Source organism: Mailhella sp., assembly GCF_057866825.1.
The window spans coordinates 1-23,839 of record NZ_DBMAHT010000026.1; the positions used below are offsets into that span (position 1 = coordinate 1).

Consider the following 23,839-nt stretch of genomic DNA (forward strand, 5'->3'; position numbering starts at 1 on the left):
CCCTGCGGACTGCATGGACACAAGACGTGTCCGAAGGGGCACTTTGCCTGCATGAAGAACATTGACCCCGAAGCCGTGTGGCGCGACGTGGAGCGCAAACTCGCGGCCCGGACACAGGAATAAGCCATGTCTTCACCCAAGAACAGGCCGCTGCCGCAGAGTCTCGGCCTGCCCTTCACCGGCGCGGACAGTCACGCGCATCTCGACGACGAGCGACTGCTGCCCGATCTTTCCGGCATGCTGGAACGCGCCGCCTCTTCCGGCGTGTCGCTCATTGTTCACATGTTTCTTCAGCACGAGCGCTACGCGGCGAACCGCAGCGTGATTCTCGACGCCGCAGCCTCGCTGCCGAAGGCCCCGGACATCTGCTTCGTCCGCGGCCTGCATCCCGAAGACGTGCTCACGGCCGACGAGGAGGAATGGGAGCACCTTGTCGACGTGGTGAAAAACGATCCGCTGGTGCGGGCCATCGGGGAAATAGGGCTGGATTATCATTACGAGGAAGGCTATTCTCCGTCCGCGCTTCAGGAGCCGTGGTTCCGCAGACAGCTCCGGCTGGCGAAGGAACTGGACAAGCCCGTGGTCATCCATGCCCGCGACGCGTGGGACAAGATGTTCGCCATTCTCGACGACGAGGACATGCCGGGCAGACCGCTGCTCTGGCACTGTTTCGGCGGCGATACGGCGAGGGCGAAGCAGATCATGGATCGCGGATGGCACATCGCCTTCGGCGGAGCGTCCACGTTCAAGGCCAACGGCGAGGTGCGCGAGGCGCTGCACGCCGTGCTGCCGGAGCGGATCATGCTGGAAACGGACTGTCCCTATCTGGCGCCCGTGCCGTGGCGCGGCAAGACCAATGAACCGGCGCTTTGCGTGTTCACGGCGGAATGCCTGGCCGGAGAGCTCGGCATGAGCACGGCGGAACTCTGGACGCTTGCGGGCGACAACGCCCGGCGCTTCTTCGGCATGTAGCGGAAGGCGCGCCTTGCCTGCCTTGTCGGCGGCGAAAGGGCGGATGTTCCGCCCTGGCCCGTGGCAGGGCGAAGCCCCGCATGTTGCTCGGGAGCTGCCGATTCTAACGTCGGCGCGGCGGCCTGCGGCAGGGCGCAAAGACGCGTTCTGCGGAGGGCGCGGCAACGCGGGCGGCCGAAATGTCGGGCCGGGGATTTGTGTTTGGAATCAATGAGGACGGCTGAGTCGGAAGGAGCGCCGTCCGAAAAACGAACGTTCCTTCCGGAGCGGTTTTTCAGGAGACAAGGATGGGCAAGCCCGGATTTCACTGCATTACGTTCGGCTGTCAGATGAACGTCAACGATTCCCAGTGGGTGGAGCGCGCGCTCATGCGGCTCGGCTTTGAGGAAAAGCCGCTGGAGGAGGCCGACGTGGTGTTTCTCAACACCTGTTCCGTGCGCGAGAAGCCGGAACAGAAGGTGTACAGCGCGCTCGGCCGCGTGCAGCGGGCCAATCCGCGCGCCGTGGTGGGCGTGGCCGGATGCGTGGCCCAGCAGCTCGGCGAAGAGCTCATGCGCCGTCACCCGCAGGTGCGTCTGGTGGCGGGCAGCGACGGCGTGGCCTCCGTGCCCGGAGCCTTCGTGCGTCTGCTGAACGAGCCCAAGCTGAAACTTTCCTTCCTGGACTTCACCGACGTGTTTCCCGATCGCGATCCCTGCCTTGTGGACGCGGCGGGTCGCCCTGAACAGGACGGCGTCACGCCCGTGGCCTACGTGAACATCATGCAGGGCTGCGACAACTTCTGCGCCTACTGCATCGTGCCCTACACGCGCGGCCCCCGCAAGTCGCGCTCCACGAAGGCCGTGCTCGATGAATGCCGCGCCTGGGTGGCGCGCGGCGCAGGCGACATCACGCTGCTCGGTCAGAACGTCAACGTGTTCGGCAACGACAAGAGCGGCGATGGCACCACCTTCCCCGAACTGCTGCGTCAGGTGGCGGCCATTCCGGGGCTGCGGCGCATTCGTTTCGTGTCTGCGCATCCGCGTGATTTTTCTCAGGAAACCATCGACATGTTCGCCGAACTTCCGCAGCTTTGCCCGCGGCTGCATCTGCCTCTTCAGTCCGGTTCCGACTCCATGCTGAAAAAGATGGGCCGCGGCTACGACATGGAGCGCTATCTTTCCGTGGTGGAGGCGCTGCGCAAGGCGAGACCCGACATTGCGCTTTCCACGGATCTCATTGTGGGCTTCCCCTCCGAAACGGAGGAGGAATTTGAAGACACGCTGAAAGCCATAGACAGCTGCGGCTTCATGTCGAGCTTTTCCTTCTGCTATTCCGACAGGCCGGGCACGCGCGCGTCGGCCATGCCGTTCAAGATTCCGCACGAAGTGCAGCTTGAGAGACTTGATCGGCTCCAGAGCCTTCAGAACGAGCGCGCCGAAGCGTGGCTGCGCACCCGCGTGGGACTTGAGACCGACGTGCTGCTCGAAGGTCCGAGCCATCGGCAGGAAGAGGGCGGCAACGAATGGCAGGGCCGCGATCCCTGGGGCGACATGGTGAACGTGAGCATGCCCGAAGGCGAAGGGCGTCCCGGGCAGTTCGTGGACGTGAAAATAGACAAGGCCCTGAAGCATTCGCTCAAGGCCTCTCCCGTGCGCTGAGGTTACGGCAAAAAGTCTTTCGGACTACTTGCCTCCCGTGCTTTGAGAGGGAAAACGTCTGAGCCGCTGCGATGGGCGGCAATATCATGAAACACAGGAAAGGGCGACGGAGTTTCGGCTCCGCCGCCCTTTTGTCGTGTCTGAACAGGAGCGCAGGACGCAAAGCGCCCCCGCTTCGTTGCATAAAAATGGAGAGTGCCGTGCCTGCGGCGTGCCTCTTGTGCGGACGCCGCAAAAGTCCGGCGTCCGGCTGAGGACTGTGCGCGTTATTTCTTCTGATTCCGTTTGTCCTGCATTCTTTTTTCATAAAGCTTTCCGGAGGTGAGTCCGGCAAGCAGTCCCATGGTGGAGCCGAACACGATGCCTTCCGCCGTGTTCACGAATCCGAGGAGCACGGCAAAGATGCCGACGGAACTGCCGATAAGGAAACCGCGAAGAATAAAAGGACTCATACAGAACCTCATGGCGTGCTTTTCATCGCCGTATTAAAAGAAAGGAGATTGCCATAATCTACGTTCGTCCGGGCTTTTGTCAATGCGCCCTTCCCGATCGCGTCGAAAAGGGCGCTGCCCGAGGAAGCGCCGGGCGGAACGTTCACAGTCAGGAGGAGAGCTCATGAATATCCTGCGAGCCTGCGGCGCTGTGCTGCTGTGTCTTTCTCTTGTCGCCTGCGATGAGGACGGAAAAAAGTCGTCCGCCGGGGCGAGCCTTCCGCCGCCGCTCGTGAAGGCGGTGAAACTCGAACGCATGGACGTGCCCCTTTACGCCACCTTCATGGGGCAGACCACGGGCAGCCGTTCCGCCGCGGTGAAGCCGCAGGTGTCGGGCATTCTTGAGAAGCGGCTGTTTCAGGAAGGTGCGTTCGTGAAGCAGGGAAGCGTGCTTTTCGAGATAGATGAAGCTCCCTACCGGGCCGCGCTGCTTCAGGCGGAAGGGCAGCTCGCCGACGCCGCAAGCACGCTCGACAACGCCCGCAAGGAATACGACCGCGTGCAGAAGCTCTACGCCTCCAACGCCGTGAGCCGTCAGGAGCGCGACAGCGCCTACGCCGCCTGGCGCGGCGCGCAGGGGCGGCGCGAATCGGCGCAGGCCGCGGTGAACGACGCGCGCATCCGCCTCGGCTACTGCCGCGTGACGGCTCCCTTTTCCGGCTACACGAGCCGCGAAGTCACCCGCACGGGCAATCTGGTGGGCACGGACAGCACACTGACCTACCTCAATCAGAGCGATCCCATGGACGTGGAGTTCTCCGTGCCGAGCGTGGAACTTTTTTCCATGCGCGACATGGAATCGCGGGGCAGGGCGGTGAGCTACGGCGAGGGATCGAGCGCGGATCTTCGTCTTCTCGAAGGCGTGCCCTACGATCGGCAGGGTTCGGTGATCTTTCTCGACACGCAGGTGGATTCTTCCACGAGCGCGGTGCGCGCCAAGGCCCGTTTTCCCAATCCCGAAGGCAAGCTCCTGCCCGGGCAGTTCGTGCTTGTGCGCGTGGGCGGGGCACGACTGGTCGGCGCGCTCATGATTCCGCAGGAGGCGCTCATGCAGACGGAAAAGGGCACGGCCGTCTATGTGCTGGACGAGGCCGACAGAGCCTCGCTTGCGCCCGTGACGCTGGGCCCGGCCTTCGGCGGCTTCTTCCTTCTGGAAGAGGGGCTCAAACCCGGGCAGCGCATCGTGGTGCAGGGGCAGAACAAGGTGACGCCGGGCAGCGCCGTGCATGTCGAGCTCATGATCCAGCGCCCGGAACCCGATCCGCTCGACACGCCGGAATCCTCGCAGCCCGCCGCCACGGGAGGCGGCGTGGAAGACGCTCCCGCTCCCGTGAGGGAGGCAGGCCATGAGTGACGATTCGCAGAACAAAAGCAAGGTTCCCGCTTCTTCGCCCGTGTCCGGAGCCGCGCCGGTTTCTTCCCGTGCGGGCTTTTTCCTGCGCAGGCCCGTGCTTTCCATGGTGCTTTCCGTGTTCATCGTGCTGGCCGGACTTCTGTCCATACGGGCGCTGCCCGTGGCGCAGTATCCCGATCTCATTCCGCCCACCATCACGGTGAACGCGCAGTATCCCGGCGCGAGTCCCGAGGTCATCGCCCAGACCGTGGCCACGCCCATCGAGGAGCAGATCAACGGCGTGTCCGACATGATCTACATGAGCTCGGTGAGCTCTTCCAGCGGCTCGATGCAGATTTCCGTCACCTTCGCCGTGGGCACGGATCCCGACGTGGCGCAGGTGAACGTGAACAACCGCGTGCAGGCGGCCACGCCCATGCTGCCGGAAATCGTGAGGCAGTACGGCGTCACCGTGGACACCTTTTCTCCCGCCATTCTGGAAATCGTGGCGCTGTATTCCAAGGGCGGCATGTACGACGCCACCTATCTCAGCAACTACGCGCTCGTGAACCTGCTCGACGGGCTCAAGCGCGTGCCCGGCGTGGGACAGGCGCAGATCATTGGCAGCCGCGATCACGCCATGCGCATATGGCTAGATCCGCCGCGCATGGCGGAGCTCGGCGTGAGCACGAGCGACATTTCGCAGGCCGTGAGCGATCAGAACGCGCAGTATTCGCTGGGCAGCGTGGGCAGTCAGCCCGGTTCCGACGAGCTGACCATGACGTGGCAGATTCAGGGCGAAGGGCGTCTTGTGACGGCGGAGCAGTTCGGCGACATCATACTCCGCGCCTCGCCGGAAGGCGGCGTGCTGCGCCTGCGCGACGTGGGCCGCGTGGAGCTCGGCGCGGAAAGCTACAACTTTGCCTGCGCCATCGACGGAGCCACCGCCATTCCGCTGGCCATATTCCTGGCGCCGGGCAGCAACGCGCTGAACACCGCCGAACGCGTGGCCGCCTACATGGAGGAGCAGTCCCGGTATTTTCCCGAGGGGCTCGGCTACGTGGTTCCCTACGACACCACCATTTTCGTGCGCCTCTCCGTGGAAGAGGTGGTGCGCACGCTGCTGGAAGCCATGCTGCTCGTGTTTGCCGTGGTGTATCTTTTTCTGCAGGACTGGCGGGCCACGCTCATTCCCTGCCTGGCTGTGCCCATCGCGCTGGTGGGCACGTTTGCGGGCGTGTATCTTCTGGATTTTTCCATCAACACGCTCACGCTCTTTGCGCTGGTTCTGGCCATAGGCATGGTTGTGGATGACGCCATTGTGGTGCTGGAAAACGTGGAGCGCGTGCTGCGTACCGAGGGGCTCGACGTGGCGGGAGCCACGGCCGTGGCCATGAACGAAGTGACTTCGGCCGTGGTCGCCATCGTGTTCGTGCTCTGTTCGGTGTTCATTCCCGTGGGCTTTCTCGGCGGTCTGGCGGGCGTCATGTACCGGCAGTTTGCCGTGACCATCGCCATTGCCGTGGTGATTTCCGGCGTGGTGGCCCTCACGCTCACGCCCGCGCTGTGCCTCCAGCTTCTGAAAAAGGAACGTCGGGAGCCGTGGGCTCCGTTTCGCTGGTTCAACCGCTTCTTTGACGCCGTCACCGAGGGATTCTCGCATCTTGTGCTGTTCTTTCTGCGGCACGGGCTGATTTCCTGCGGTATTCTTGTGGCGCTCTGCCTCGGCACGGCGTGGCTGTTCACGCGGGTGCCCACCACGCTGGTGCCGGAAGAGGATCAGGGCTCGCTCATGTGTACCATTTCCCTGCCCGAAGGGTCGGCGCTGCCCAAAACGCGCGAGCTCGTCACCAGCGTGAGCGAGGCGGTGCGGAAGCTGCCTGCCGTGGCGCACGTTTTGAGTCTGTCCGGATACGATCTGGTGAACAGCACGCTGGATGCGAGCGCAGGCACGCTGTTCATTCAGCTGAAGCCCTGGGACGAGCGAGAAAAGCCGGGCCTCGGCGTGGCCGACGCGCTGCGCGAAATCTACGCACTCGGTCTGCGCGAGAGCCGCGGCCTGGTGCTGCCCTTCAATCCGCCTCCCATCATGGGCATGAGCAATACCGGCGGTTTCGACATGGAAATTCAAACCACCTCGGGCACGCCGGCGCAGCTTGCCGCCGTGGCCGACCGCTTTGCCGCGGAAGCCTCGAAGATGCCGGAACTTGCGGGCGTGAACAGCGCCTTCAGCGTGGATTCGCCGCGCCTTTTCGTGCATCTGGACAGGGAAAAGGCCGTCATGTCCGGCGCGGACTGCGGGCAGGTGTACAACATGCTCGGCGCAACCCTCGGTTCCACCTACATCAACGACTTCAACCTGTCGGGCCGCACCTTCAAGGTCATGATGCAGGCCGACGCCCCGTACCGCAGCCTGCCGGACAGCATGCGTTCGCTCTACGTGACCGCGTCGGACGGCAGTCAGATTCCGCTGACCTCGCTTGTGACGGTGAAAACCAGCAGCGGGCCGTCCACGGTTTCGCACTTCAACGGACTTCTGTCCGCCAAGATCACGGGCAATCCCGCGTCGGGCGCAAGCTCCGGGCAGGCCATCGCGGCGCTGGAAAAGGCGGCGGCCTCGCTCCCGCAGGGATATTCCTACGCCTGGTCGGGCGTGACGTATCAGGAAGTGGAAACCGGCGGCACGGATTTCGGCGTGCTCGGCCTGAGCCTGCTTATGATCTTTCTCATTCTTGCCGCACAGTATGAACGCTGGACGCTGCCGCTCGCCGTGCTTTCGGCCGTGCCCTTTGCGGTGTTCGGCGCGATTCTGGGCAACTGGCTCGTGGGACTCAGCAACGACATCTACACGCAGGTGGCCATCATCACGCTGCTCGGTCTGGCCTGCAAGAACGCCATTCTCATCATCGAGTTCGCGGTGGAGCTGCGCGATCAGGGGCGCGACCTGGAAGAGGCCGCCGTGGAGGCCGCAAGGCTCCGGTTCCGGCCCATCATCATGACGTCCATCGCCTTCATTCTGGGCTGTCTGCCTCTGGCCTTCAGTTCCGGCGCGGGCGCGGCAAGCCGCGTGTCCATCGGCGTGAGCGTGGTGTGCGGCATGCTGGCGGCCACGGTGCTGGCTCCGCTGCTCGTGCCCTATTTCTTCGTGCTGGTCATGCGCATTTCGGAAAAGATTTCCGGCATGTTCAAATCGGAGGCCCGGTGAGGCGAGCCGGAAACGTCGGCTTCGGCGGCCGATTCGGCCGGAAAGCGGGGATGGCGGCGCAGGTCGCGTCCCCCGTGTTGAGGAACGATTCACGGGCGGACCCCGTCCGTCAGGGAGAAAACGTCATGCGGATCATGCTTTCGCTGCTGATGGCGGCGTTGTTCTTTTCAGGATGTTCCTTTGCGCCGGACTATCATCGGCCGGAGCAGGATCTGCCGTCCTCCTGGGGGCGGGTCGAGTCGAAACCCCGACCGGGCGAGCTTTCCCGGGAGTGGTGGCGGCGCTTCAACGACGAGGCGCTGAATGATCTTGTGTCGCGGGCGCTCGCGCAGAACAGGAATCTGGAACAGAGTCTGGCCCGGGTGGACAGCGCCCGTGCCGCGCTCGGACTGGCCCGGGCCGGGCTTTTTCCGCAGATTTCGGCGCAGGGGAGCGGAGAGCGGGCCAGGGCGAGTCTGGACACGTCGGCTTCCTACGGACTTGTGCGAGAGCTCGGCGCGCTGGAGAACCGCGTGGACGCTCTGGACGGGCAGGGCGCAAGGAGCGTTTCTGCGCCCTCGCGCGTGGATTCTCTGTGGAGCGGCGCGGTGCAGGCCGCGTGGGAGCTCGACATCTGGGGCCGGTACCGCAACGCGGCGGACGCGGCGCGGGAGAATCTGCTCTCGGCGGAAGACGCGGCGCAGGCCATGGAACTTTCGCTGGCGGGGCAGGTGTGTTCGGCCTATTTCGACATGCTGAACTACCGCGAGCAGCGGGATCTGACCGAGCGCACGCTGAAGGTTCGGGAGAGTTCCGCCGCGCTTTACGAAAAGCAGTACGCCTCAGGAGCCATCAGCGAGCTCGACATCCTCAACGTGCGTACGCAGGTGGATTCTTTGAAGGACAGTCTGGCGCAGGCGAAAACCCGTCTGGAACAGGCCGAGGGCGCGCTTCTGCTGCTCACCGGCGCAACGCCGGAGGAAATTTTTTCCGTCAGGGCGAAGAGGGGAACGCCGCTTGCCGAGCTTCCCGCCGCGCCGCAGCTTCCCGTGGGGCTGCCTTCGGAACTTCTGACCCGCAGGCCGGACATCCGTTCCGCGGAAGCCTCGCTTCGCGCTGCGCATTTTCAGGTGGGCGAGGCGCGGGCCGCGTTTTTCCCGTCCATCAGTCTGACGGGCAGCCTGGGCACGTCGAGCACGGAGCTGGACAGGCTGTTTTCCGGCGCGGCGGGCACATGGAATTTTGGCGGCGGCGTGTCGCTGCCGATATTCACGTTCGGCCGCACCGTGAGCGGCGTGCGTCAGGCGGAGGCCGCCGTTCGGGCCGCGGCCGCGGCCTACGAGCTTTCCGTGCAGCAGGCGTTCAGCGACATTCGTTCCGCGCTCGCCGCGCAGAAGGGATCGGCGGAGAGCGTGAAAAGCCTTGCCGATGCCGCCGCGCGCATGGAAAAGGCCGCGGAGCTGGCCAGAGTGCGCTATGAGGCCGGGTATTCTCCCTACCTCGACGTGCTGGAAGCGGAACGCACGCTGTACGCGTCGCAGATGCAGCTTGCCGCAGGCCGCGCGGCGCAGCTCTCCGCCGTGGCGCAGGTCTGCGTAGCGCTCGGCGGGGGCTGGTGAGGCGAACCTTGGTCCGCAATTTGTCGGAACGCCTTGCGGGCGCGAAAGGCTGCCCGCAGGACAAGCAGGGGGGCTTGAGCTTTTTCTTGCGCAGCAGAATGCGGGCGGAGCGTGATTGGGTTTTGCAGCAAAGCAGGCAGCGTCGAGGGGGCTCGTTTTTTGCTGTGAGCAGGGCGAGAACGAGGGCGCTGTTTGTTTCCGGCGGCGCAGGGCATGAAAAAACGGCGTTCCGTTTTCGGAACGCCGTTCGATTATCCCTGTCCGGCCGCGGAGTCGTGAGAAGCGGCGGATGTTTTTTCCTTGGTCTTCCAGCGGTCGTGCATCCAGAACCACTGCTCCGGCCGTTCGCGTATGAAGCTTTCGATGGCCTGCGTGTAGAACAGTGCGGCGGCCTTCACCTGCTCGTCGCGGCTGCCTTCCAGCGTGGCGGTGTCGAGCGGCTCCTTGAGATGAAAGACGTAATGATCCTTTTCCCTCACGAGCACCACGGGCCACACCAGCGCCTTGGCCCGCACGGCCAGCAGCGCGGGGCCCATGTTCACCGCTGCGGTTTCGTTGAGAAAGGGCAGAAATTCCGCTTCCGAAGGCGAGGTGTTGTGATCCACGAGAAAGGCGACGATGCCCTTCTTGTGCAGCGCGCGGATGACGCTCATGGCCGCGTTGCGATGACCTATCATGTCGGCTCCGGTGGCCTCGCGGCAGGAGGCGATGAAAGCCTGCACGGCTTCGTCGCGGTATCGGCGCACCACTACCATTCGCGGTCTCGGCGGCGCATAGAGCTGTCCGAGCATGGAGGCGAGCAGTTCCCAGGAGCCGAAATGCGCGGTGGCCGCCACAATGGGGCGGTCGCATTCGCGCAGCTTCTGCATGAGCTCGGGCGAGGCTATGCGCAGCCTGGGCGAACTCATGCCGAACTTGCCGGTGAGAAGAATTTCCAGAAAGGCGCGGCCGGTGTGGCAGAAGCTGGCTTTGGCCGTTTCTTCCGCCTGCTCCCGGGACATGCCGAGATGCTTCATGATGTTGTTCACGGCAAGATTGCGGCGCGAAGGCAGAAAGCGCCAGATGAGGCGGCCCGTGAGATTGCCGAGCACGGCCGTGCCGGGAAAGCCGAAAAGACGCAGCACATGTCCCGCTCCGCAGAGCAGGTGAAAACGCAGACGCTCGCCGCCCGTCATGCCGTGACTCCCGGAATGAGTCCCACGGCCAGCTGGTGCAGCTCCTTGTCCAGACGTTCCCTGGCGCGCGCCAGCGTGGTGTGTTCGAGGTCCGGCACTTCCTTCGTGCCTTCTCCCCACACGCGGCCGAAACGTATGATCACGCGGGAAAAGGGCAGAGGAATCTGAAACTTGTCCCAGGTGGGGCAGCGCAGGGCGTGCTTGACGTAGATGCGCACCGGCATGATGCGCGCATTGGTGCGGTTGGCCAGAAAAAGCGGACCTTCCTTGCTCTTGTGGCGCGGACCGGCAGGGCCGTCCACGGTAATGCAGGCGTGAACCTGTTCGTGCTTCATCATGCGGGCGAGGCTGAGCAGCGCGCGCACACCGCCGCGGGTGCTGGAGCCGCGCACGGCCCCCACGTTGTTGGAGGCAAGAATGCGGGCAAGCATGTCGCCGTCGCTGCTGGGGCTGACGATGGACACCACGCGAAGCTGGCGCGCCATGGGAATGAGGGAAAACAGCTCGTCGTGCCAGAGGCAGAAGATGAGTCGTTCTCCTCTGGCGTGAACGGCATCCACTTCCGCGCGGTTTTCCTCACGAATGCGGAGGGTGGCGCAGATGGCGGTGTACAGATGGGAGAACAGCGCGGAAGTAAGGGCTGGGGGCAGATGCATGAGTTCGGTTCTGGCCTTGTTTCTTTATTAAAAGGAAAAAGGGATCCGCTGCGGCGAATGGTCTTGACGGATGGTATGATAGCCCACATTATCCCGATGTGCCAGTGGAGAAAGACGACTTTTTTCGGGGCGGAGCCCCGCAGGAGGAGAGAGTGGCGGAAGGCATCAGACTGAACAAGGCGCTCGCGGATGCGGGAGTGTGCTCGCGCCGCAGTGCCGACGAGCTTGTTTTTGCCGGAAGAGTTCGCGTGAACGGCGTTGTGGCGGAAAGCCCCGGCGTGCGGGTGCAGCCCGGCGACGAGGTCTCGGTGGACGGGCGTCCCGTGAAAATGAAGGAGGAGAGTCGGCAGCCCTGCTGGCTCATGCTCAACAAGCCCGTGCGCATCGTGTCCACGGCGAGCGATCCGGAAGGACGCGAAACCGTGCTCGATCTCGTGCCCGAGCCGTGGCGGCGTCGGCGGCTGTTTCCCGTGGGGCGTCTCGACTTTTTTTCGGAAGGGCTGATTCTGCTCACCGACGACGGAGAACTGGCGCACCGTCTGACCCATCCGCGCTGGCATCTTTCCAAGGTGTACCATGTGCTTGTGCGTCCGGAACGGGGCGAGGCTTCGGTGTCGGAAGCGCTTTCTCTCATGCGCCGCGGCATGACGCTTGCCGAAGGCGACAGGCTCGCGCCCGTGGAGGTGCGGGTGCTGCCTTCGTCGCTGCGGGGCGTGCTTTTGGAAATGGTGCTGCATCAGGGGCTGAACCGGCAGATTCGCCGCATGTGCCGCGATGTGGATTTCACCGTGCTGCGCCTGAAAAGAGTGCAGGAAGGCCCGCTGGAGCTGGGAAGTCTGGCTCCGGGAAAAGTGCGTCCGCTCTCTGAGGCCGAGGTGTCGGCGCTGCGCCGCGCCGTGGGACTGGAGACGGGCGCAAAACGCAGATGATGTTTCGCGCCCCGGCGGCGGACCCTGCGGAAGGCATTCTTTGCCTCGCAGGCCCGGAGCGCGGGGCGTTTTGACGATGTTTCGTGATGTTTCGGAAGTGCGGATGCAGCGTGCGCCGGCTTCCGTCGGCAGGGGCGCTCCGGCGAAAGGGCGGCCCGCGTGTCAGTGGCAGCCGCGCTGCGGCGTGCCCGCAAAAGAAATGACAGTGATGATTGAGGTGACGTATGGATATTCGTTTTCAGACCGGCGGTCCTTCCCAGTGGAAGGCGGATGTGGTCGTCACGTTTGTTTTTGAAGGCGAAGGCGTGGAAGAAGCCTGCTCTGCGCTTGAGCAGAGCGCTGTCTGGCTCAGCATCGCGCCCGCGTGGCGCGACTTTCACGGCGGCAGGGATGAGTCCGTCATGTTCTACGGGCCGCAGGCCATGGAGATTTCCCGCGTGTTCGGCGTGGGACTCGGCAAGGCCGGCAAGGCGGACATGACCGCGTTCCGCTATGCGGTGGGCAAGGCCGTTCGCCGCTGCCGCGACTATGACCTCGCCACCGTGGGGCTTGACGGCGCGGCGCTGGCCCGCGTGGCCGAAAAGCTGGGCGTGAGCTTCGATGCGCTGGTGCGCGAGGCCGTGATTGCCGCGTATCTTGCGCTGTACCGTTACGACCGCTGGAAGAGCGAGAAGAGCCCGCACGCCGATCCCCGCTGGCTGGCCCTGATGCTGGAAGGCGAATACGTGGAGAACGACGTGCGCGCTCAGGCGAGAATGGCCGAGGCGGAAGCGCGGGGCATCATGCTCGCGCGCGACGCGGCCAACGATCCGGCGAATGTCATGACGCCCTCGGCCTTTGCGCAGAAGGCCGAAGCCGTGGCGTCGAAGTACGGCATGAAGGCGCTCGTGCTCGGTCCCGACGAACTTGCCTCCGAAGGCATGAACGCCTATCTGGCCGTGGCCCGCGGTTCGTCCGAGGAGCCCCGCATGGTGGTGGTGGAGTACGCGCCCCGCGGTTCGGAAGGGCAGAAGCCCGTGGTGCTCGTGGGCAAGGGCCTCTGCTTTGATTCCGGCGGCATCAGTCTCAAGCCCGCCAAGGGCATGGAGGAAATGAAGGGCGACATGTCCGGCGCGGCGGCGGTGCTCGGCGTCATGGAGGCGCTCGGTCAGCTTGCGCCTTCGCTGGAGCCGAAGCGTCCCGTGGTGGGCATCATGGCCTGCGCGGAGAACATGCCCGGCGGCCACGCCACCCGCCCCGGCGACATCGTGATCGCCAAAAACGGCAAGTCCGTGGAAATCGTGAACACCGACGCGGAAGGCCGACTGGTGCTCGCCGACGCCCTGGCCTGGGCGCAGGAAAAATACGAGCCCTTTCGTCTGGTGGACATCGCCACGCTCACCGGAGCCTGCGCCGTGGCGCTCGGCCCCGACTCGGCCGGACTCTTCGCTTCGGACGACGATCTGGCCGATCTGCTGCACAAGGCCGGCATGTCGCTTGGCGAACGCAACTGGCGTCTGCCCCTCTGGACGGCCATGGGACTTGAGGGCCTCAAGAGTTCCTGCGCCGACATGGCGAATTCCGGCCGTCGCGAAGGCGGAGCCATCAACGCCGCCGTGTTTCTTCAGCAGTTCGTGCGTGAAGGAGTGTGCTGGGCGCACATCGACATGGCCGCCGCGGACAACGGAGAGAGTCCGATCAACGCCAAGGGCGAAACGGGATTCGGCGTGCGCACACTGCTGAGCGCCGTGTGGGACGACGACAAGGACATGCTTCAGTAAAAATATAGGGCGACGCGCAAAGGCGTCGCGTTTATGAGCGTCGAGGCGGCTCTTTCCGCGGGGAAGGGCCGCCCGCGCGTCATGAGGGCGGCCGCAGGCGATGTCTGTCGCATCTTTGCGGGCGAGGTTTGCGCGGCGTTGTTCGCGCGGCAACACAAGACAGGCGGGCAGGAAGCCCGGCACAGGAGATCAGGGGTGAGCCGTATAAGCAAGCTCAGTTACGCGCAGCAGGTGTGCGTGAAGGCCGCAGGCAAGGCCATGCAGTCCACGGGCATGCTGCATCCGGGCGCGCGCGTGGGCGTGGCCGTATCGGGCGGCGTGGACAGTTTCGTGCTGCTCAAGGTGCTGCAGATCAGGCAGCGCATCGTGCCTTTTCCTTTTGAGATCATGGCGCTGCATCTCAATCCCGGCTTTGATCCGACCAATCACGCGCCGCTTGCCGAATGGCTGGCCAGGGAGGGCATTGCCGGGCATCTCGAAGTCACGGATTACGGCCCCCGCGGCCACTCCGACGAGAATCTGCGCAACTCCGCCTGCTTTTACTGCGCCAGGCTGCGCAGAAAGCGCCTCTTCGCCCTGTGCCGCGAGTATCACCTCACCCATCTGGCCTTCGGGCACAACAACGATGATCTGGTGACCAATTTTCTCATGAATCTGGTGCAGACCGGCAAGGTGGCGGGCATGAGCATGAACGAGCCGTTTTTCGGCGGCGCGCTTCAGGTCATCCGCCCGCTCATGCTGCTCTCCAAGGCGGAAATCGTGCGCGCGGCAAGGCAGTGGGAACTGCCGGTGTTTTCTAATCCCTGCCCGTCGGCGGGCAAGACGCGCCGCGCCGACATGATGGACGTGCTCGACGCCATGTGCGCGGGCAGCAAGGTGCGGCGCAAGAACATATTCAACGGCCTCGCACGCTGGCAGTGGGAGCAGAACCGTCTCTCTGCCGACACGATTGACGGAAACGCCGGGGGCGGCATAGAGTAGGCAGAACTTTGCGGGACCGTCCCGCCAACGCCTGCGGCGTATCGGCTGTCGGCAGGCTTTCCGTGACTTTGAGGAACTATTGCTGAATACAAGAGGCTCCCATGTTTCAGATTATCGATCAGTCGCTGTTTGAACTCATCAACGTGTCGGCTCATAATGCGGTGTTCAATTTCTTCATGCCCCTGTTTTCTCAGGTGTGGCTCATGTGGGTGGGCGCGCTCGTGTGCGTGATCGCCTACGCCGTGCACTGCTGGCGCAGCTCTCTGGAGCCGGTGGGGCGCGTGCTCATGCTGGTGCTGCTCATGGGTCTCTCCGTGGGCGTGACCGACCTTACCACCAGCGCGTTGAAGTCTTCCATCGACCGTGAGCGTCCCTGTCAGGTGCTCATGGACACCAATTATTATGACGCGGCAACCGATCAGTGGCTGGTCATAGACGAAAACACCACCGAAACCGCCGGTCTCGGCGGCTCCATGCCGTCCTCGCCGTCCGCGGCCTGCATGGCTGTGGCCGTGGTGCTTTCCCTGCTGTTCTACCGTTCCAACCCCTGGGTGTACCTTCTGCCGTTCTGCGTGGGCTTTTCGCAGGTGTATGTGGGCAAGAACTATCCGTTCGACGTGGTGGTCGGATGGCTTATCGGACTGGTGTCCGTTATTGCCGTATGGTGGATATGTCATTTGATTATCATACGTTTTTCCTCGCATAGACGGCTCGGTTAGCAACAAAAACAAAAAAAATTAAAATTTCCGGAAAGAATCGCTTGACTTCTCCGGCGATTCTGGTAGTTCTCTTTCTCACCGATGGGCTATCGTTCAATTGGCAGGACGTCGGATTCTGGCTCCGATAATCAAGGTTCGAGTCCTTGTAGCCCAGCCACGGTAAACACCGTGTCCCCATCGTCTAGCCGGCCCAGGACAGCGGCCTTTCACGCCGTCAACGGCGGTTCAAATCCGCCTGGGGACGCCAAATTTGAGTACAATGAAGAACGCCAAGATGCATAACGTCTTGGCGTTCTTTGTTTTTCTTTCCGGTATGGTTTCCCGAAGTCCAGCTTCGTCCGCTTGCATCCAAACATTTTATGGGTATATCCGTAGGTAGAAATGTGATATGACATTTCTGATACCTACATGAATAACCGCGCGGAATCAAAAATATTTTTATCCATGTGGGTATCTCTTCGTCCAACGACAGCCAGGGAGTGCCCATGCCTCTTACCGATACCCATATCCGCAGTCTGAAGCCCGACCTGAGACCCCGCAAGTATTTCGACGGCGGCGGTCTGTTTCTTTTCATTCCCACCAGTGGAAGCAAGCTCTGGAGAATGGCCTACCGTTTTGACGGAAAGAGCAAGCTGCTCAGTTTCGGGGAATATCCTGCCGTATCTCTCAAGGATGCCAGAGAACGCCGCGAAGACGCGAAGCGTATGTTGTCCAGAGGTATCGACCCGTCAGACCATAAACGCCAGATGCGGCAGGCCAGAGCCACGGCGGAACGCGACAGTTTTCAGAATATCGCCAGAGAATGGCATGAAACCCGCATGTCAGAGTTTTCTGAAAAGCATCAGGGAACCGTCATGTACCGGCTGAAAACCTACATCTTTCCGCGCATCGGCAAAACGCACATCGCCAAGCTGGAAACACGGGATATTATGGAGGTAGTCAAGCCGCTGGAGCTACGGGGAAACTACGAAACCTCCCGGAGAGTGCTGCAAATCATCAATCAGGTGTTCCGCTATGCGGTCATCACAGGCCGGGCAAAGCACAATATCGCAGCCGATCTCCGGGGAGCCTTGAGGCCGAGAAAAACGGTCCACCGTGCGGCGGTGCTGGAACCGGAGAAAGTCGGTCAGCTTCTGCGGGATATCGACGCCTACGAAGGCTACTTCCCTCTGGTCTGTGCCTTGAAGCTGGCTCCGCTGGTTTTCACCCGTCCCACAGAACTGCGGGCTGCCCAGTGGAAGGAATTTGACCTTGAGTCCGGGGAATGGCGCATCCCTGCCGAACGCATGAAAATGCGCCGTCAGCATCTTGTTCCCCTGTCCAGACAGGCAAGATCCATTCTTCGGGAACTTCAGAAATACTCCGGGGAGGGAACATACCTTTTTCCCTCCATCCGCACGGAGGTACGGCCCATTTCCGATGCGACCATGCTTAATGCGCTCCGGCGCATGGGCTACCAGAAGCACGAAATGAGCGTGCATGGTTTTCGCTCCATCGCGTCTACATTGCTCAACGAGCTCGGTTATAACCGGGACTGGATCGAGCGGCAGCTTGCCCACGGAGAACAGGACGAAGTGCGGGCCGCATACAATTACGCGGAATACCTGCCGGAACGCAGAAGGATGATGCAGGATTGGGCGGATTATCTGGATGGACTGCGTAACGCAAAGCGGAAAGGAAGCGGAGATACGGTATGAAAGAGGATGCCATGACAGAACGGGATGTCTGTATCGTTATCGGGAAAAACGAGAATGAAACTCAGGTGACGGATAACGACACTGGCTGGAGCGAAGAAGAAAAGGTCCGTATGAGAGAATACGGCTATGACGACATGGACATTATCCGGACGTGGTATAGCTGAAAAAGGTTTTACAGGAAAGCAGCGGTAGCGAGGACATTGGAAGTCCCTGCCGCTGTTTTTTGTTGTCCATTTTTTGACGACAGACTATGCTTTTTTCCATGACAGACCGGCAGATCATTACCCTAGGCAGAGTACGGCAGGCGTATGGCCTGACCGCCAGAGAAGGCGACATGCTTGTTCAGGCGCTCTGGCCTGACGCCGTTCAGCCTCTGGAATTATGGCGCGCAACGTATGACTCCTGCTGGCAGGCATTTGTTGCGGGCAGACACGCCGCATATGGAATACAGACACCGGAATTTCCTTCAGTGCCGGAACCGGATATGGGCATTCAGACATATCTGCTTGGCTTTGATGTGATGGAATTTTTCAGAACGATATCAACGCTTGTTCCTGTCAACTCCCTACAATATGGATTGAATGTCATTCTTGAAGAATCCTTTGAAGATACGGCGTCTGTCTTTCCCAAGGAACGAGAATTTCTGTTCAGCAGTCTGGAGAGACTGAAAACAGAAGACATCTTCGAGCAGTATTCACCGGACTCGCCTCTCTTTGAGAAAACGATATTCTCCATTCCCGCCTCAAGTTATCATTTCATCGCGCATATCTTTGCCGATACCATAATGGTGGATAGGGACATTGCTATCAGATATCTCCGTTATTATCCTCTATGCCGGGAAGTGAAAGGCATCACCCGTGCTCTTGTGGAAGTCGTTTTACAGACAGCTTTGCCGGAATCATCCGTTGCCGACAAAGCGGCGGCAGTTCCCCTGTGTGAAAGGGCACCGCAGGATGAAAAACTTGTTTTCCGTATTCCCGGAGCATTCTGGGAAGGAAGGCCGGACGCCGCCGTCCGTGACGCCATGAAAGAAAAGTATCCTCTTGCGGTCATCGCTCATGTTCTCCTGTACTGGTGTGGTCCCCAAAAATCCGAGACCAGTCACAAAACTCCGCAGGGCAGAAAGACGCATGTGGGACGTTTGCTTGCGGGCAAAGAGTACAGGGACGACAAATCCTATCGTAACCTGATGGATATGCTCCTCAAGGAAGCGGAGACATACACCATAATCAAGGCGTGACCAGCCTGCTTTTTTCCCGTTTTTTTGAGAAGTTCCCGTTCTTTTCCCGTCCGATTCCCTCACGGGAATCTTTGGACGTGTGCCAGAGTCTCCTGAAATCCAAACAGATTCAGGAGATTTTTTTATGAAACAGCACCAACCGTCCATCCCCGCCCACGGCCTTTTGCGTCTTCCTCAGGTTCTCAGCATGATTCCCATAAGCAAGAGCGCATGGTGGGAAGGCTGTCGGACCGGGCGTTATCCCAAACCCGTGAAACTTGGTCCCAGAACCACGGTCTGGAGAGCAGAAGATATTGCCGCGTTCATCGAAAGTCTTGGCAGGCAGGGGGAAGAGCATGAGTAATCCCCTGCAAAATTTTCGGGACATCCTGACCGACAAGGGCTTGATTCCGTCCGACATCGAAGCGGACGGAAAACTGCATCGTTGTCCCACGCAGACCAGGTCGCATAAACAGAACGGCGCATACATCGCGCATGTTGACCCTCCTGCCACGCTCTGGTGGTGCAACTGGGAGAGCGGAGACCAGGGGACGTTTACTGAAATGGATCAGAGAACGTTCTCCCCGGCTGAAAAGGAAGCATGGCAGAAACGGCAACACAACATTCGTCATCAACGAGAGGAAGAATGTGCCCGCCGGTATGAAGCAGCGGCAAAACAGGCCCAGGGCGTCTTGGATGCATCTTTTCCCTGCTCGTCGGAACACACATATTTACGGCGTAAAGGCGTTCCCGCGCTTGGGGACATACGTCAGACCCGGAGCGGTCTGCTGCTCCTTCCAGTCAGGGATATATCGGGAACCTTACAAAGCCTGCAATATATCGCCCCGGACGGGACAAAGCGTTTTCTCACGGGCGGCAAAGTACAGGGAGGACATTTCATTATTCCCGGCAAGTCGGAAAAGCCTCTAGTTCTTTGCGAAGGTTATGCTACGGGAGCAAGCATCCATCTAGCCGTCAACTGCACCGTATATGTGACGTTCTCAGCCAATAATCTGCCTGTCGTGGCCAATCTTGTGAGACACAGATTCCCGGAGGCTTCCATCCTTATTTGTGGTGACAATGATGAAGCAGGCCGCAGTAAAGGGCAGGAAGCTGCTCAAGCAGCACAGGCTCGATTGGTCCTGCCCAAGTTTACCACCGGCGAGGGGAAAGACTTCAACGACCTGCATCAGAGTGAGGGGCTGGAGGAAGTTCTCCGTCAGGTGGAAGAGGCCATGCATACAGCTGCCCGTCCGTCTCTGATTTCTCTGGACATGGGGGAGTTTCTTTCCATGTCCATACCTGAACGGGGGTATCTTTTATCCCCCATTCTTCCGGTTCAAGGGATAGGCATCCTGTATGCTCCGCGCGGCATTGGCAAGACGTTTGCAGCACTGAGCATAGCCGTTGCCGTGGCTTCCGGCGGTGCGGTGTTCAACTGGCGTGCGCCGATGCCTAAACGAACGCTGTATGTGGATGGGGAAATGCCTGCCACATCCATGCAGAGCCGTCTTGCAGCGCTTGTCAGCGGTATGGCCGTTCCTCCGCATACGTTGAAAAACATGGCGCTCATCACACCGGACCTGCAACCCTGTCCCATGCCGGATTTGTCCACTGCGGGTGGGCAGAGCATGATTGAGCCTTTTCTGCAAGGCGTGGACATGGTGGTGCTGGACAACATTGCTACCCTGTGCCGTACCGGCAAGGAAAATGAATCACAGTCCTGGCAGACCATGCAGGCGTGGCTGCTGGAGTTGCGTCGCAGGGGTATGACCGTCCTGCTTATCCATCATGCCGGAAAATCCGGCGACCAGCGCGGCACCAGCGCCAGGGAAGACATTATGGACACGGTGATCAGCCTGCGCAGACCCAGGGAATACAGTATGGCCGAAGGCGCACGTTTTGAGGTCCACCTGACCAAGGCACGGGGCATATTGGGTGATGACGCCAAGCCGTTTGAGGCCAATCTGGTTACCGAAGGTAATGCGCTGCACTGGCAGGTCAGAGAGCTGGAAGACGTTGAACTGGAAAGCTTGAGACGACTTTTAAAAGAAGGCTACAGCATCCGCGACTGCGCTGAGGAAATGGGGAAATCCAAGGGGGCCATCCAGAGGCTGAAAAAGAAATTGGAGGAACATTTCTGAAGGCTCACATGGTCAGGTGTACCGCTGTACCGCCTCTTAAGCCGTGGTACAGCGGTACACCCGCAATATTCGATCCGTCAGTTATCCGGTGAAGTCCGATCAGGTCCGAATACGTCATCCCCTTTTGTACCGCTTGAACGGGAAAAGTGTACCGCTTTTCTGCCGCATCAGAAATGGTGCAGTCATGGATACAAGGAAGTTTCATCATGTCCTACCTCGTCCTCCATATGGATAAGTTCAAGAAAGAGGCCATACGCGGCATCCAGAGCCATAACCGGCGGGAACGGGAGAGCCACAGCAACCCCGATATTGACTACGACAGAAGCTCAGCGAATTACGAATTGCACGAACCTGCGTCGACAAACTATGCTGAGGCCATTCAGCGCCGCATTGACGCTCTTCAGTTGGCCAAAGCCGTAAGAAAGGACGCCGTGCGCATGTGCGGGCTTATCGTTACCTCCGACAGCACCTTTTTTCAGAGCCTTTCTCCAGAGAATACCCGGCGATTCTTTGAGGAGAGCAAAGCCTTTCTTATGGACTTTGTAGGGGCGGAGAATGTCGTTTCCGCAATGGTTCACATGGATGAAAAGACGCCGCATATGCACTTTTTCCATGTGCCGGTCACGCAGGACGGGAGACTCAACGCCAACAAAATTTATACGCGTCAGAGTCTGCGAAAACTGCAATCCGAACTTCCCGCCTATCTGCAAAGCCGAGGTTTTGCCATTGAACGAGGCGTGGAGCAGACGCCCGGTTCCGCCAAAAAGCATCTGAATACCCGCGAGTTCAAACAACAGAAGGAGGAACTGGCACGGCTGGCTCAGGAAGCTGCTGTGCTGATGCGGGATTCTTTGCGGTCACTTGGACTTCTGGGGCAACGCGAAGAGGAATTGAAAAAGAGCATCGAAGAGTATGAGCGGCAAGCCGAGGAGGCGGAAAAAGTCCTTCGGGAGGAGTTTTCCCTGCCGAAAGCCTCACTTTTCAATTATCCGTCCGTGCTGGAAAAAGCCTCCTTTATTATTGAGGAGCTGAAAAAGGCGCTGGCCGTCAAGCATCTTGTCCAGACAGAGAAGGAAATCCTGAAACGGGACGTGGACTCGCTGCGTAAAAAACAGACACGCCTTGAAGCGGAATACACGTCCCACAGGAAACAAAGCCATGAGGAAAAAGAGGCTCTGGAATCTCAATTGAAGAAAATGAAAAGAGTCATGGCTGGCTATCGGGAATTTTTGCTTCTGCCGGAAATCAGACCGCTGCATCTTGAGTTTGTGGAGCGCAAGCGTGCCGAACAGCTTCAGCTCCAGGAAGAGGAACGGCAGCGGCAGGAGCAGGAAGCGCGGGACAGCGAGCGTCAGCAGGCAATGACTGCACGTGGCTTGAAAATGCGCTAAGGCGTCGAGGAGAAATCTTCGCACAGGCCGAAGATATAGCCCATTATGCTTCACTTCGTGAAGCGTGGGCGAGCGTCCCGCTCGACCGGGAAGGCAACATACCGTTAAAGAGGGCATTTTTGTCTTTGTCTGACATAGGTGTGCATAAAAATCGAGGCGTTGCCATTCGCAAGAGGCCTGACAAGCTGCATGAAAGGTGAATTCAAACTTCGGCTAAATATCTGACTGAAGTCCGCCGTCAGGAGGAATGTCGGAAAACAGGAACAGCCAGCTTCTACACCATGAGCAACGAGTTTCACTATTATTGATATTCCAGATGATGAACTGTGAATAAGAATGCACTGAGAGGAGAAATCGCCATGGCAAAAATTTATGGATATATCCGCGTATCCAGTACAGATCAAAATGAGAGTCGTCAGCGCATCGCTCTTGAGCAACAGGGTATACCGTCAGGTCATATTTTTATGGACAAAATGTCGGGCAAAGATTTTCAGCGTCCACAGTATCAGGCAATGCTCAGAAAGCTCAGGTCAGGGGATTTGCTCTGTGTCGTCAGCATTGACAGACTAGGCAGAAACTATGAGGAAATTCTGGAACAGTGGCGTGTGCTGACCAAAGAAAAGCATGTGGATATCCTCGTCCTCGATATGCCCATGCTCGACACCAGACGTGACAAAAACCTGCTCGGTACCTTCATTGCTGATCTTGTTTTGCAGGTACTTTCCTTTGTGGCTCAGAACGAACGGGAGAATATCCGTAGCAGGCAGGCCGAAGGGATCGCCGCCGCAAAACAGCGTGGTGTACGCTTTGGCCGTGAAATCAAACCATTGCCGGATAACTTCCTGGAAAATTGTGCTCTTTGGCGCAATGGCCAAATCTCAGGTCTGGAAGCGGCCAGAAGATGCCGGATGCCTCAAAGTACGTTTTACCGAAAAGCCGGACGGCTTCTGGCAAATAGCACTAATAGTGTCTAACAAAGTGTACTTTTTGGGAAAATCAATTTTTCTTCCTTTAGGTAAAAAAATAGTCGCTGTCAAACCTCGCTGGATAATAAAACTCTCCCTCGCCCCTCGTCCTCTCAAAGTACAGTTTTTGGGGAACGGGTGGGGGCAATGGCAAAATCTCTCCAAGTTAAATCAAAACAGCGCGTGGCCGCGCATGGCGAAGTCTTCACCGCCGAACGGGAAGTCAAAGCCATGTGCGATCTCGTTGCTGATGAATGTTCCCGTATAGACAGTCGTTTTCTTGAGCCCGCCTGCGGCAATGGTAATTTCCTCGCTGAAGTGCTTCGACGCAAGCTGGAAGTCGTAAAAAGACGCTACGGCAAAAGCAGGCACGAGTATGAGCGCTACGCTGTTTTGGCGCTGTCCAGTCTCTATGGCGTGGACATCCTGAGCGATAATGCGGAAGAGTGCCGTATCCGGCTTCTGAATCTTTGGAGTGAAGAATACTACGAGACTCTTGCCACAGCCGTCGATGGAGAGCTGCTTGAGGCTGTTCGGTACATTCTGGAGCGCAATATTCTGTGCGGCGATGCGCTCACGCTGCTTCGCTCTGATGGGACTCCCATCATTTTTTCCGAGTGGTCGTTCATTTCCGGCGACCTGATAAAACGCCGAGACTTTCGTCTTGATCAGCTCATGAAAGGCGAGGCGGAAAAGCAGAAGCGGCAGAATGTGCTTTTTATGCCCGGCTGGGAATACGACGCCGAGCTCGACACGCTGATTCCATCCCCCATTCAGGAATTCGAGCCCATCGAATACTGGAGACTGTGCCATGCATGATCTTCAGCATAACCCCGATGTTTTAAGCTGTCTGGCCAATCTTTCGAGTGATGAAGTCTTTACACCTCCAGAAGTCGCCAATGCCATGCTTGATATGCTCCCGCAAGAATTGTGGCAGGACTCAAAAGCGACATTCCTTGACCCT

General features: G+C 59.8%; 20 protein-coding genes and 2 tRNA genes. 19 read left to right on the forward strand and 3 right to left on the reverse strand.

Translation table 11 applies throughout. The features are described from left to right. Window positions 1–126: 126 nt before the first annotated feature. Window positions 127–972, forward strand: a complete 846-nt coding sequence (locus tag ACZM96_RS04355; protein WP_489487615.1) for a TatD family hydrolase — start codon at window positions 127–129, stop codon at window positions 970–972. Between the two features lie 287 nt (window positions 973–1,259). Further along, window positions 1,260–2,612: a tRNA (N6-isopentenyl adenosine(37)-C2)-methylthiotransferase MiaB gene (miaB, locus tag ACZM96_RS04360; protein WP_489487617.1), complete on the forward strand. Its 1,353-nt coding sequence runs from the start codon at window positions 1,260–1,262 to the stop codon at window positions 2,610–2,612. A gap of 266 nt (window positions 2,613–2,878) precedes the next feature. Here miaB and ACZM96_RS04365 read toward each other — a convergent pair whose 3' ends face one another. After that, a complete protein-coding gene (locus tag ACZM96_RS04365) occupies window positions 2,879–3,064 on the reverse strand; it encodes a hypothetical protein (protein WP_294485547.1) in 186 nt (61 codons plus the stop codon). A gap of 163 nt (window positions 3,065–3,227) precedes the next feature. Between ACZM96_RS04365 and ACZM96_RS04370 the strand changes: the two genes are divergently transcribed. The 3 genes from ACZM96_RS04370 (at window position 3,228) to ACZM96_RS04380 (ending at window position 9,239) form a co-directional block, all read left to right on the forward strand. Then, entirely contained in the window at window positions 3,228–4,457 is a 1,230-nt protein-coding gene (locus ACZM96_RS04370; RefSeq protein ID WP_489487619.1) for an efflux RND transporter periplasmic adaptor subunit, read from the forward strand. Continuing rightward, window positions 4,450–7,641: an efflux RND transporter permease subunit gene (locus ACZM96_RS04375; RefSeq protein WP_489487621.1), complete on the forward strand. Its 3,192-nt coding sequence runs from the start codon at window positions 4,450–4,452 to the stop codon at window positions 7,639–7,641. Before ACZM96_RS04370 ends, ACZM96_RS04375 begins: the two co-directional genes overlap by 8 nt. Window positions 7,642–7,766: 125 nt before the next feature. Further along, window positions 7,767–9,239, forward strand: a complete 1,473-nt coding sequence (locus ACZM96_RS04380) for an efflux transporter outer membrane subunit (protein WP_489487623.1) — start codon at window positions 7,767–7,769, stop codon at window positions 9,237–9,239. A gap of 251 nt (window positions 9,240–9,490) precedes the next feature. On the opposite strand, the gene ACZM96_RS04385 is transcribed toward ACZM96_RS04380, so the two are convergent. Both ACZM96_RS04385 and ACZM96_RS04390 read right to left on the reverse strand, forming a co-directional pair. Continuing rightward, entirely contained in the window at window positions 9,491–10,414 is a 924-nt protein-coding gene (locus ACZM96_RS04385; RefSeq protein WP_489487625.1) for a lysophospholipid acyltransferase family protein, read from the reverse strand. Next, the gene (locus ACZM96_RS04390) at window positions 10,411–11,070 is read right to left on the reverse strand and encodes a lysophospholipid acyltransferase family protein (protein ID WP_489487627.1); all 660 of its coding nucleotides are present in this window, start codon (window positions 11,068–11,070) and stop codon (window positions 10,411–10,413) included. The genes ACZM96_RS04385 and ACZM96_RS04390 overlap by 4 nt, the downstream gene beginning before the upstream one ends. A gap of 152 nt (window positions 11,071–11,222) precedes the next feature. On the opposite strand from ACZM96_RS04390, the gene ACZM96_RS04395 reads away from it, so the two are divergent. From ACZM96_RS04395 to ACZM96_RS04460, 14 genes are all read left to right on the forward strand, one after another. Then, the gene (locus ACZM96_RS04395) at window positions 11,223–11,999 is read left to right on the forward strand and encodes a pseudouridine synthase (protein ID WP_489487628.1); all 777 of its coding nucleotides are present in this window, start codon (window positions 11,223–11,225) and stop codon (window positions 11,997–11,999) included. 224 nt (window positions 12,000–12,223) lie between these two features. Next, the gene (locus tag ACZM96_RS04400) at window positions 12,224–13,759 is read left to right on the forward strand and encodes a leucyl aminopeptidase family protein (RefSeq protein ID WP_489487630.1); all 1,536 of its coding nucleotides are present in this window, start codon (window positions 12,224–12,226) and stop codon (window positions 13,757–13,759) included. A gap of 258 nt (window positions 13,760–14,017) precedes the next feature. Continuing rightward, window positions 14,018–14,740: a tRNA lysidine(34) synthetase gene (locus ACZM96_RS04405; RefSeq protein WP_489487641.1), complete on the forward strand. Its 723-nt coding sequence runs from the start codon at window positions 14,018–14,020 to the stop codon at window positions 14,738–14,740. A gap of 101 nt (window positions 14,741–14,841) precedes the next feature. Further along, window positions 14,842–15,459 (forward strand): phosphatase PAP2 family protein, encoded by a 618-nt coding sequence (locus ACZM96_RS04410; RefSeq protein ID WP_294485532.1) that lies wholly within the window; start codon window positions 14,842–14,844, stop codon window positions 15,457–15,459. 82 nt (window positions 15,460–15,541) lie between these two features. Beyond that, window positions 15,542–15,616 (forward strand) — tRNA-Gln (locus tag ACZM96_RS04415). Window positions 15,617–15,629: 13 nt separating this feature from the next. After that, window positions 15,630–15,706 (forward strand) — tRNA-Glu (locus tag ACZM96_RS04420). A gap of 238 nt (window positions 15,707–15,944) precedes the next feature. Continuing rightward, window positions 15,945–17,156: a tyrosine-type recombinase/integrase gene (locus ACZM96_RS04425; protein ID WP_489487632.1), complete on the forward strand. Its 1,212-nt coding sequence runs from the start codon at window positions 15,945–15,947 to the stop codon at window positions 17,154–17,156. After that, window positions 17,153–17,320, forward strand: coding sequence for a hypothetical protein (locus ACZM96_RS04430; protein ID WP_489487633.1), 168 nt, complete (start codon window positions 17,153–17,155; stop codon window positions 17,318–17,320). Before ACZM96_RS04425 ends, ACZM96_RS04430 begins: the two co-directional genes overlap by 4 nt. Window positions 17,321–17,406: 86 nt before the next feature. Beyond that, the gene (locus ACZM96_RS04435) at window positions 17,407–18,396 is read left to right on the forward strand and encodes a hypothetical protein (protein WP_489487635.1); all 990 of its coding nucleotides are present in this window, start codon (window positions 17,407–17,409) and stop codon (window positions 18,394–18,396) included. Between the two features lie 124 nt (window positions 18,397–18,520). Continuing rightward, complete coding sequence (locus ACZM96_RS04440) at window positions 18,521–18,739, forward strand: helix-turn-helix transcriptional regulator (RefSeq protein ID WP_077073114.1); 219 nt, start codon at window positions 18,521–18,523, stop codon at window positions 18,737–18,739. Next, window positions 18,732–20,519 (forward strand): AAA family ATPase, encoded by a 1,788-nt coding sequence (locus ACZM96_RS04445; RefSeq protein ID WP_489487636.1) that lies wholly within the window; start codon window positions 18,732–18,734, stop codon window positions 20,517–20,519. The genes ACZM96_RS04440 and ACZM96_RS04445 overlap by 8 nt, the downstream gene beginning before the upstream one ends. A 206-nt stretch (window positions 20,520–20,725) precedes the next feature. Continuing rightward, entirely contained in the window at window positions 20,726–21,910 is a 1,185-nt protein-coding gene (gene mobV, locus ACZM96_RS04450) for a MobV family relaxase (protein WP_489487638.1), read from the forward strand. Window positions 21,911–22,269: 359 nt separating this feature from the next. Beyond that, complete coding sequence (locus tag ACZM96_RS04455) at window positions 22,270–22,884, forward strand: recombinase family protein (RefSeq protein ID WP_489487639.1); 615 nt, start codon at window positions 22,270–22,272, stop codon at window positions 22,882–22,884. A 138-nt stretch (window positions 22,885–23,022) separates the two neighbouring features. Next, window positions 23,023–23,694: a hypothetical protein gene (locus ACZM96_RS04460; RefSeq protein ID WP_489487640.1), complete on the forward strand. Its 672-nt coding sequence runs from the start codon at window positions 23,023–23,025 to the stop codon at window positions 23,692–23,694. Window positions 23,695–23,839: the final 145 nt, after the last annotated feature.

Excerpts from the sequence above, each read along its gene's own strand:
- ACZM96_RS04355 (WP_489487615.1), top strand. The coding sequence starts at position 127 with ATGTCTTCACCCAAGAACAGGCCGCTGCCGCAGAGTCTCGGCCTGCCC.
- miaB (WP_489487617.1), top strand. The coding sequence starts at position 1,260 with ATGGGCAAGCCCGGATTTCACTGCATTACGTTCGGCTGTCAGATGAAC.
- ACZM96_RS04365 (WP_294485547.1), bottom strand. The coding sequence starts at position 3,064 with ATGAGTCCTTTTATTCTTCGCGGTTTCCTTATCGGCAGTTCCGTCGGC.
- ACZM96_RS04370 (WP_489487619.1), top strand. The coding sequence starts at position 3,228 with ATGAATATCCTGCGAGCCTGCGGCGCTGTGCTGCTGTGTCTTTCTCTT.
- ACZM96_RS04375 (WP_489487621.1), top strand. The coding sequence starts at position 4,450 with ATGAGTGACGATTCGCAGAACAAAAGCAAGGTTCCCGCTTCTTCGCCC.
- ACZM96_RS04380 (WP_489487623.1), top strand. The coding sequence starts at position 7,767 with ATGCGGATCATGCTTTCGCTGCTGATGGCGGCGTTGTTCTTTTCAGGA.
- ACZM96_RS04385 (WP_489487625.1), bottom strand. The coding sequence starts at position 10,414 with ATGACGGGCGGCGAGCGTCTGCGTTTTCACCTGCTCTGCGGAGCGGGA.
- ACZM96_RS04390 (WP_489487627.1), bottom strand. The coding sequence starts at position 11,070 with ATGCATCTGCCCCCAGCCCTTACTTCCGCGCTGTTCTCCCATCTGTAC.
- ACZM96_RS04400 (WP_489487630.1), top strand. The coding sequence starts at position 12,224 with ATGGATATTCGTTTTCAGACCGGCGGTCCTTCCCAGTGGAAGGCGGAT.
- ACZM96_RS04405 (WP_489487641.1), top strand. The coding sequence starts at position 14,018 with ATGCAGTCCACGGGCATGCTGCATCCGGGCGCGCGCGTGGGCGTGGCC.
- ACZM96_RS04410 (WP_294485532.1), top strand. The coding sequence starts at position 14,842 with ATGTTTCAGATTATCGATCAGTCGCTGTTTGAACTCATCAACGTGTCG.
- ACZM96_RS04425 (WP_489487632.1), top strand. The coding sequence starts at position 15,945 with ATGCCTCTTACCGATACCCATATCCGCAGTCTGAAGCCCGACCTGAGA.
- ACZM96_RS04430 (WP_489487633.1), top strand. The coding sequence starts at position 17,153 with ATGAAAGAGGATGCCATGACAGAACGGGATGTCTGTATCGTTATCGGG.
- ACZM96_RS04435 (WP_489487635.1), top strand. The coding sequence starts at position 17,407 with ATGCTTTTTTCCATGACAGACCGGCAGATCATTACCCTAGGCAGAGTA.
- ACZM96_RS04440 (WP_077073114.1), top strand. The coding sequence starts at position 18,521 with ATGAAACAGCACCAACCGTCCATCCCCGCCCACGGCCTTTTGCGTCTT.
- ACZM96_RS04445 (WP_489487636.1), top strand. The coding sequence starts at position 18,732 with ATGAGTAATCCCCTGCAAAATTTTCGGGACATCCTGACCGACAAGGGC.
- mobV (WP_489487638.1), top strand. The coding sequence starts at position 20,726 with ATGTCCTACCTCGTCCTCCATATGGATAAGTTCAAGAAAGAGGCCATA.
- ACZM96_RS04455 (WP_489487639.1), top strand. The coding sequence starts at position 22,270 with ATGGCAAAAATTTATGGATATATCCGCGTATCCAGTACAGATCAAAAT.
- ACZM96_RS04460 (WP_489487640.1), top strand. The coding sequence starts at position 23,023 with ATGGCAAAATCTCTCCAAGTTAAATCAAAACAGCGCGTGGCCGCGCAT.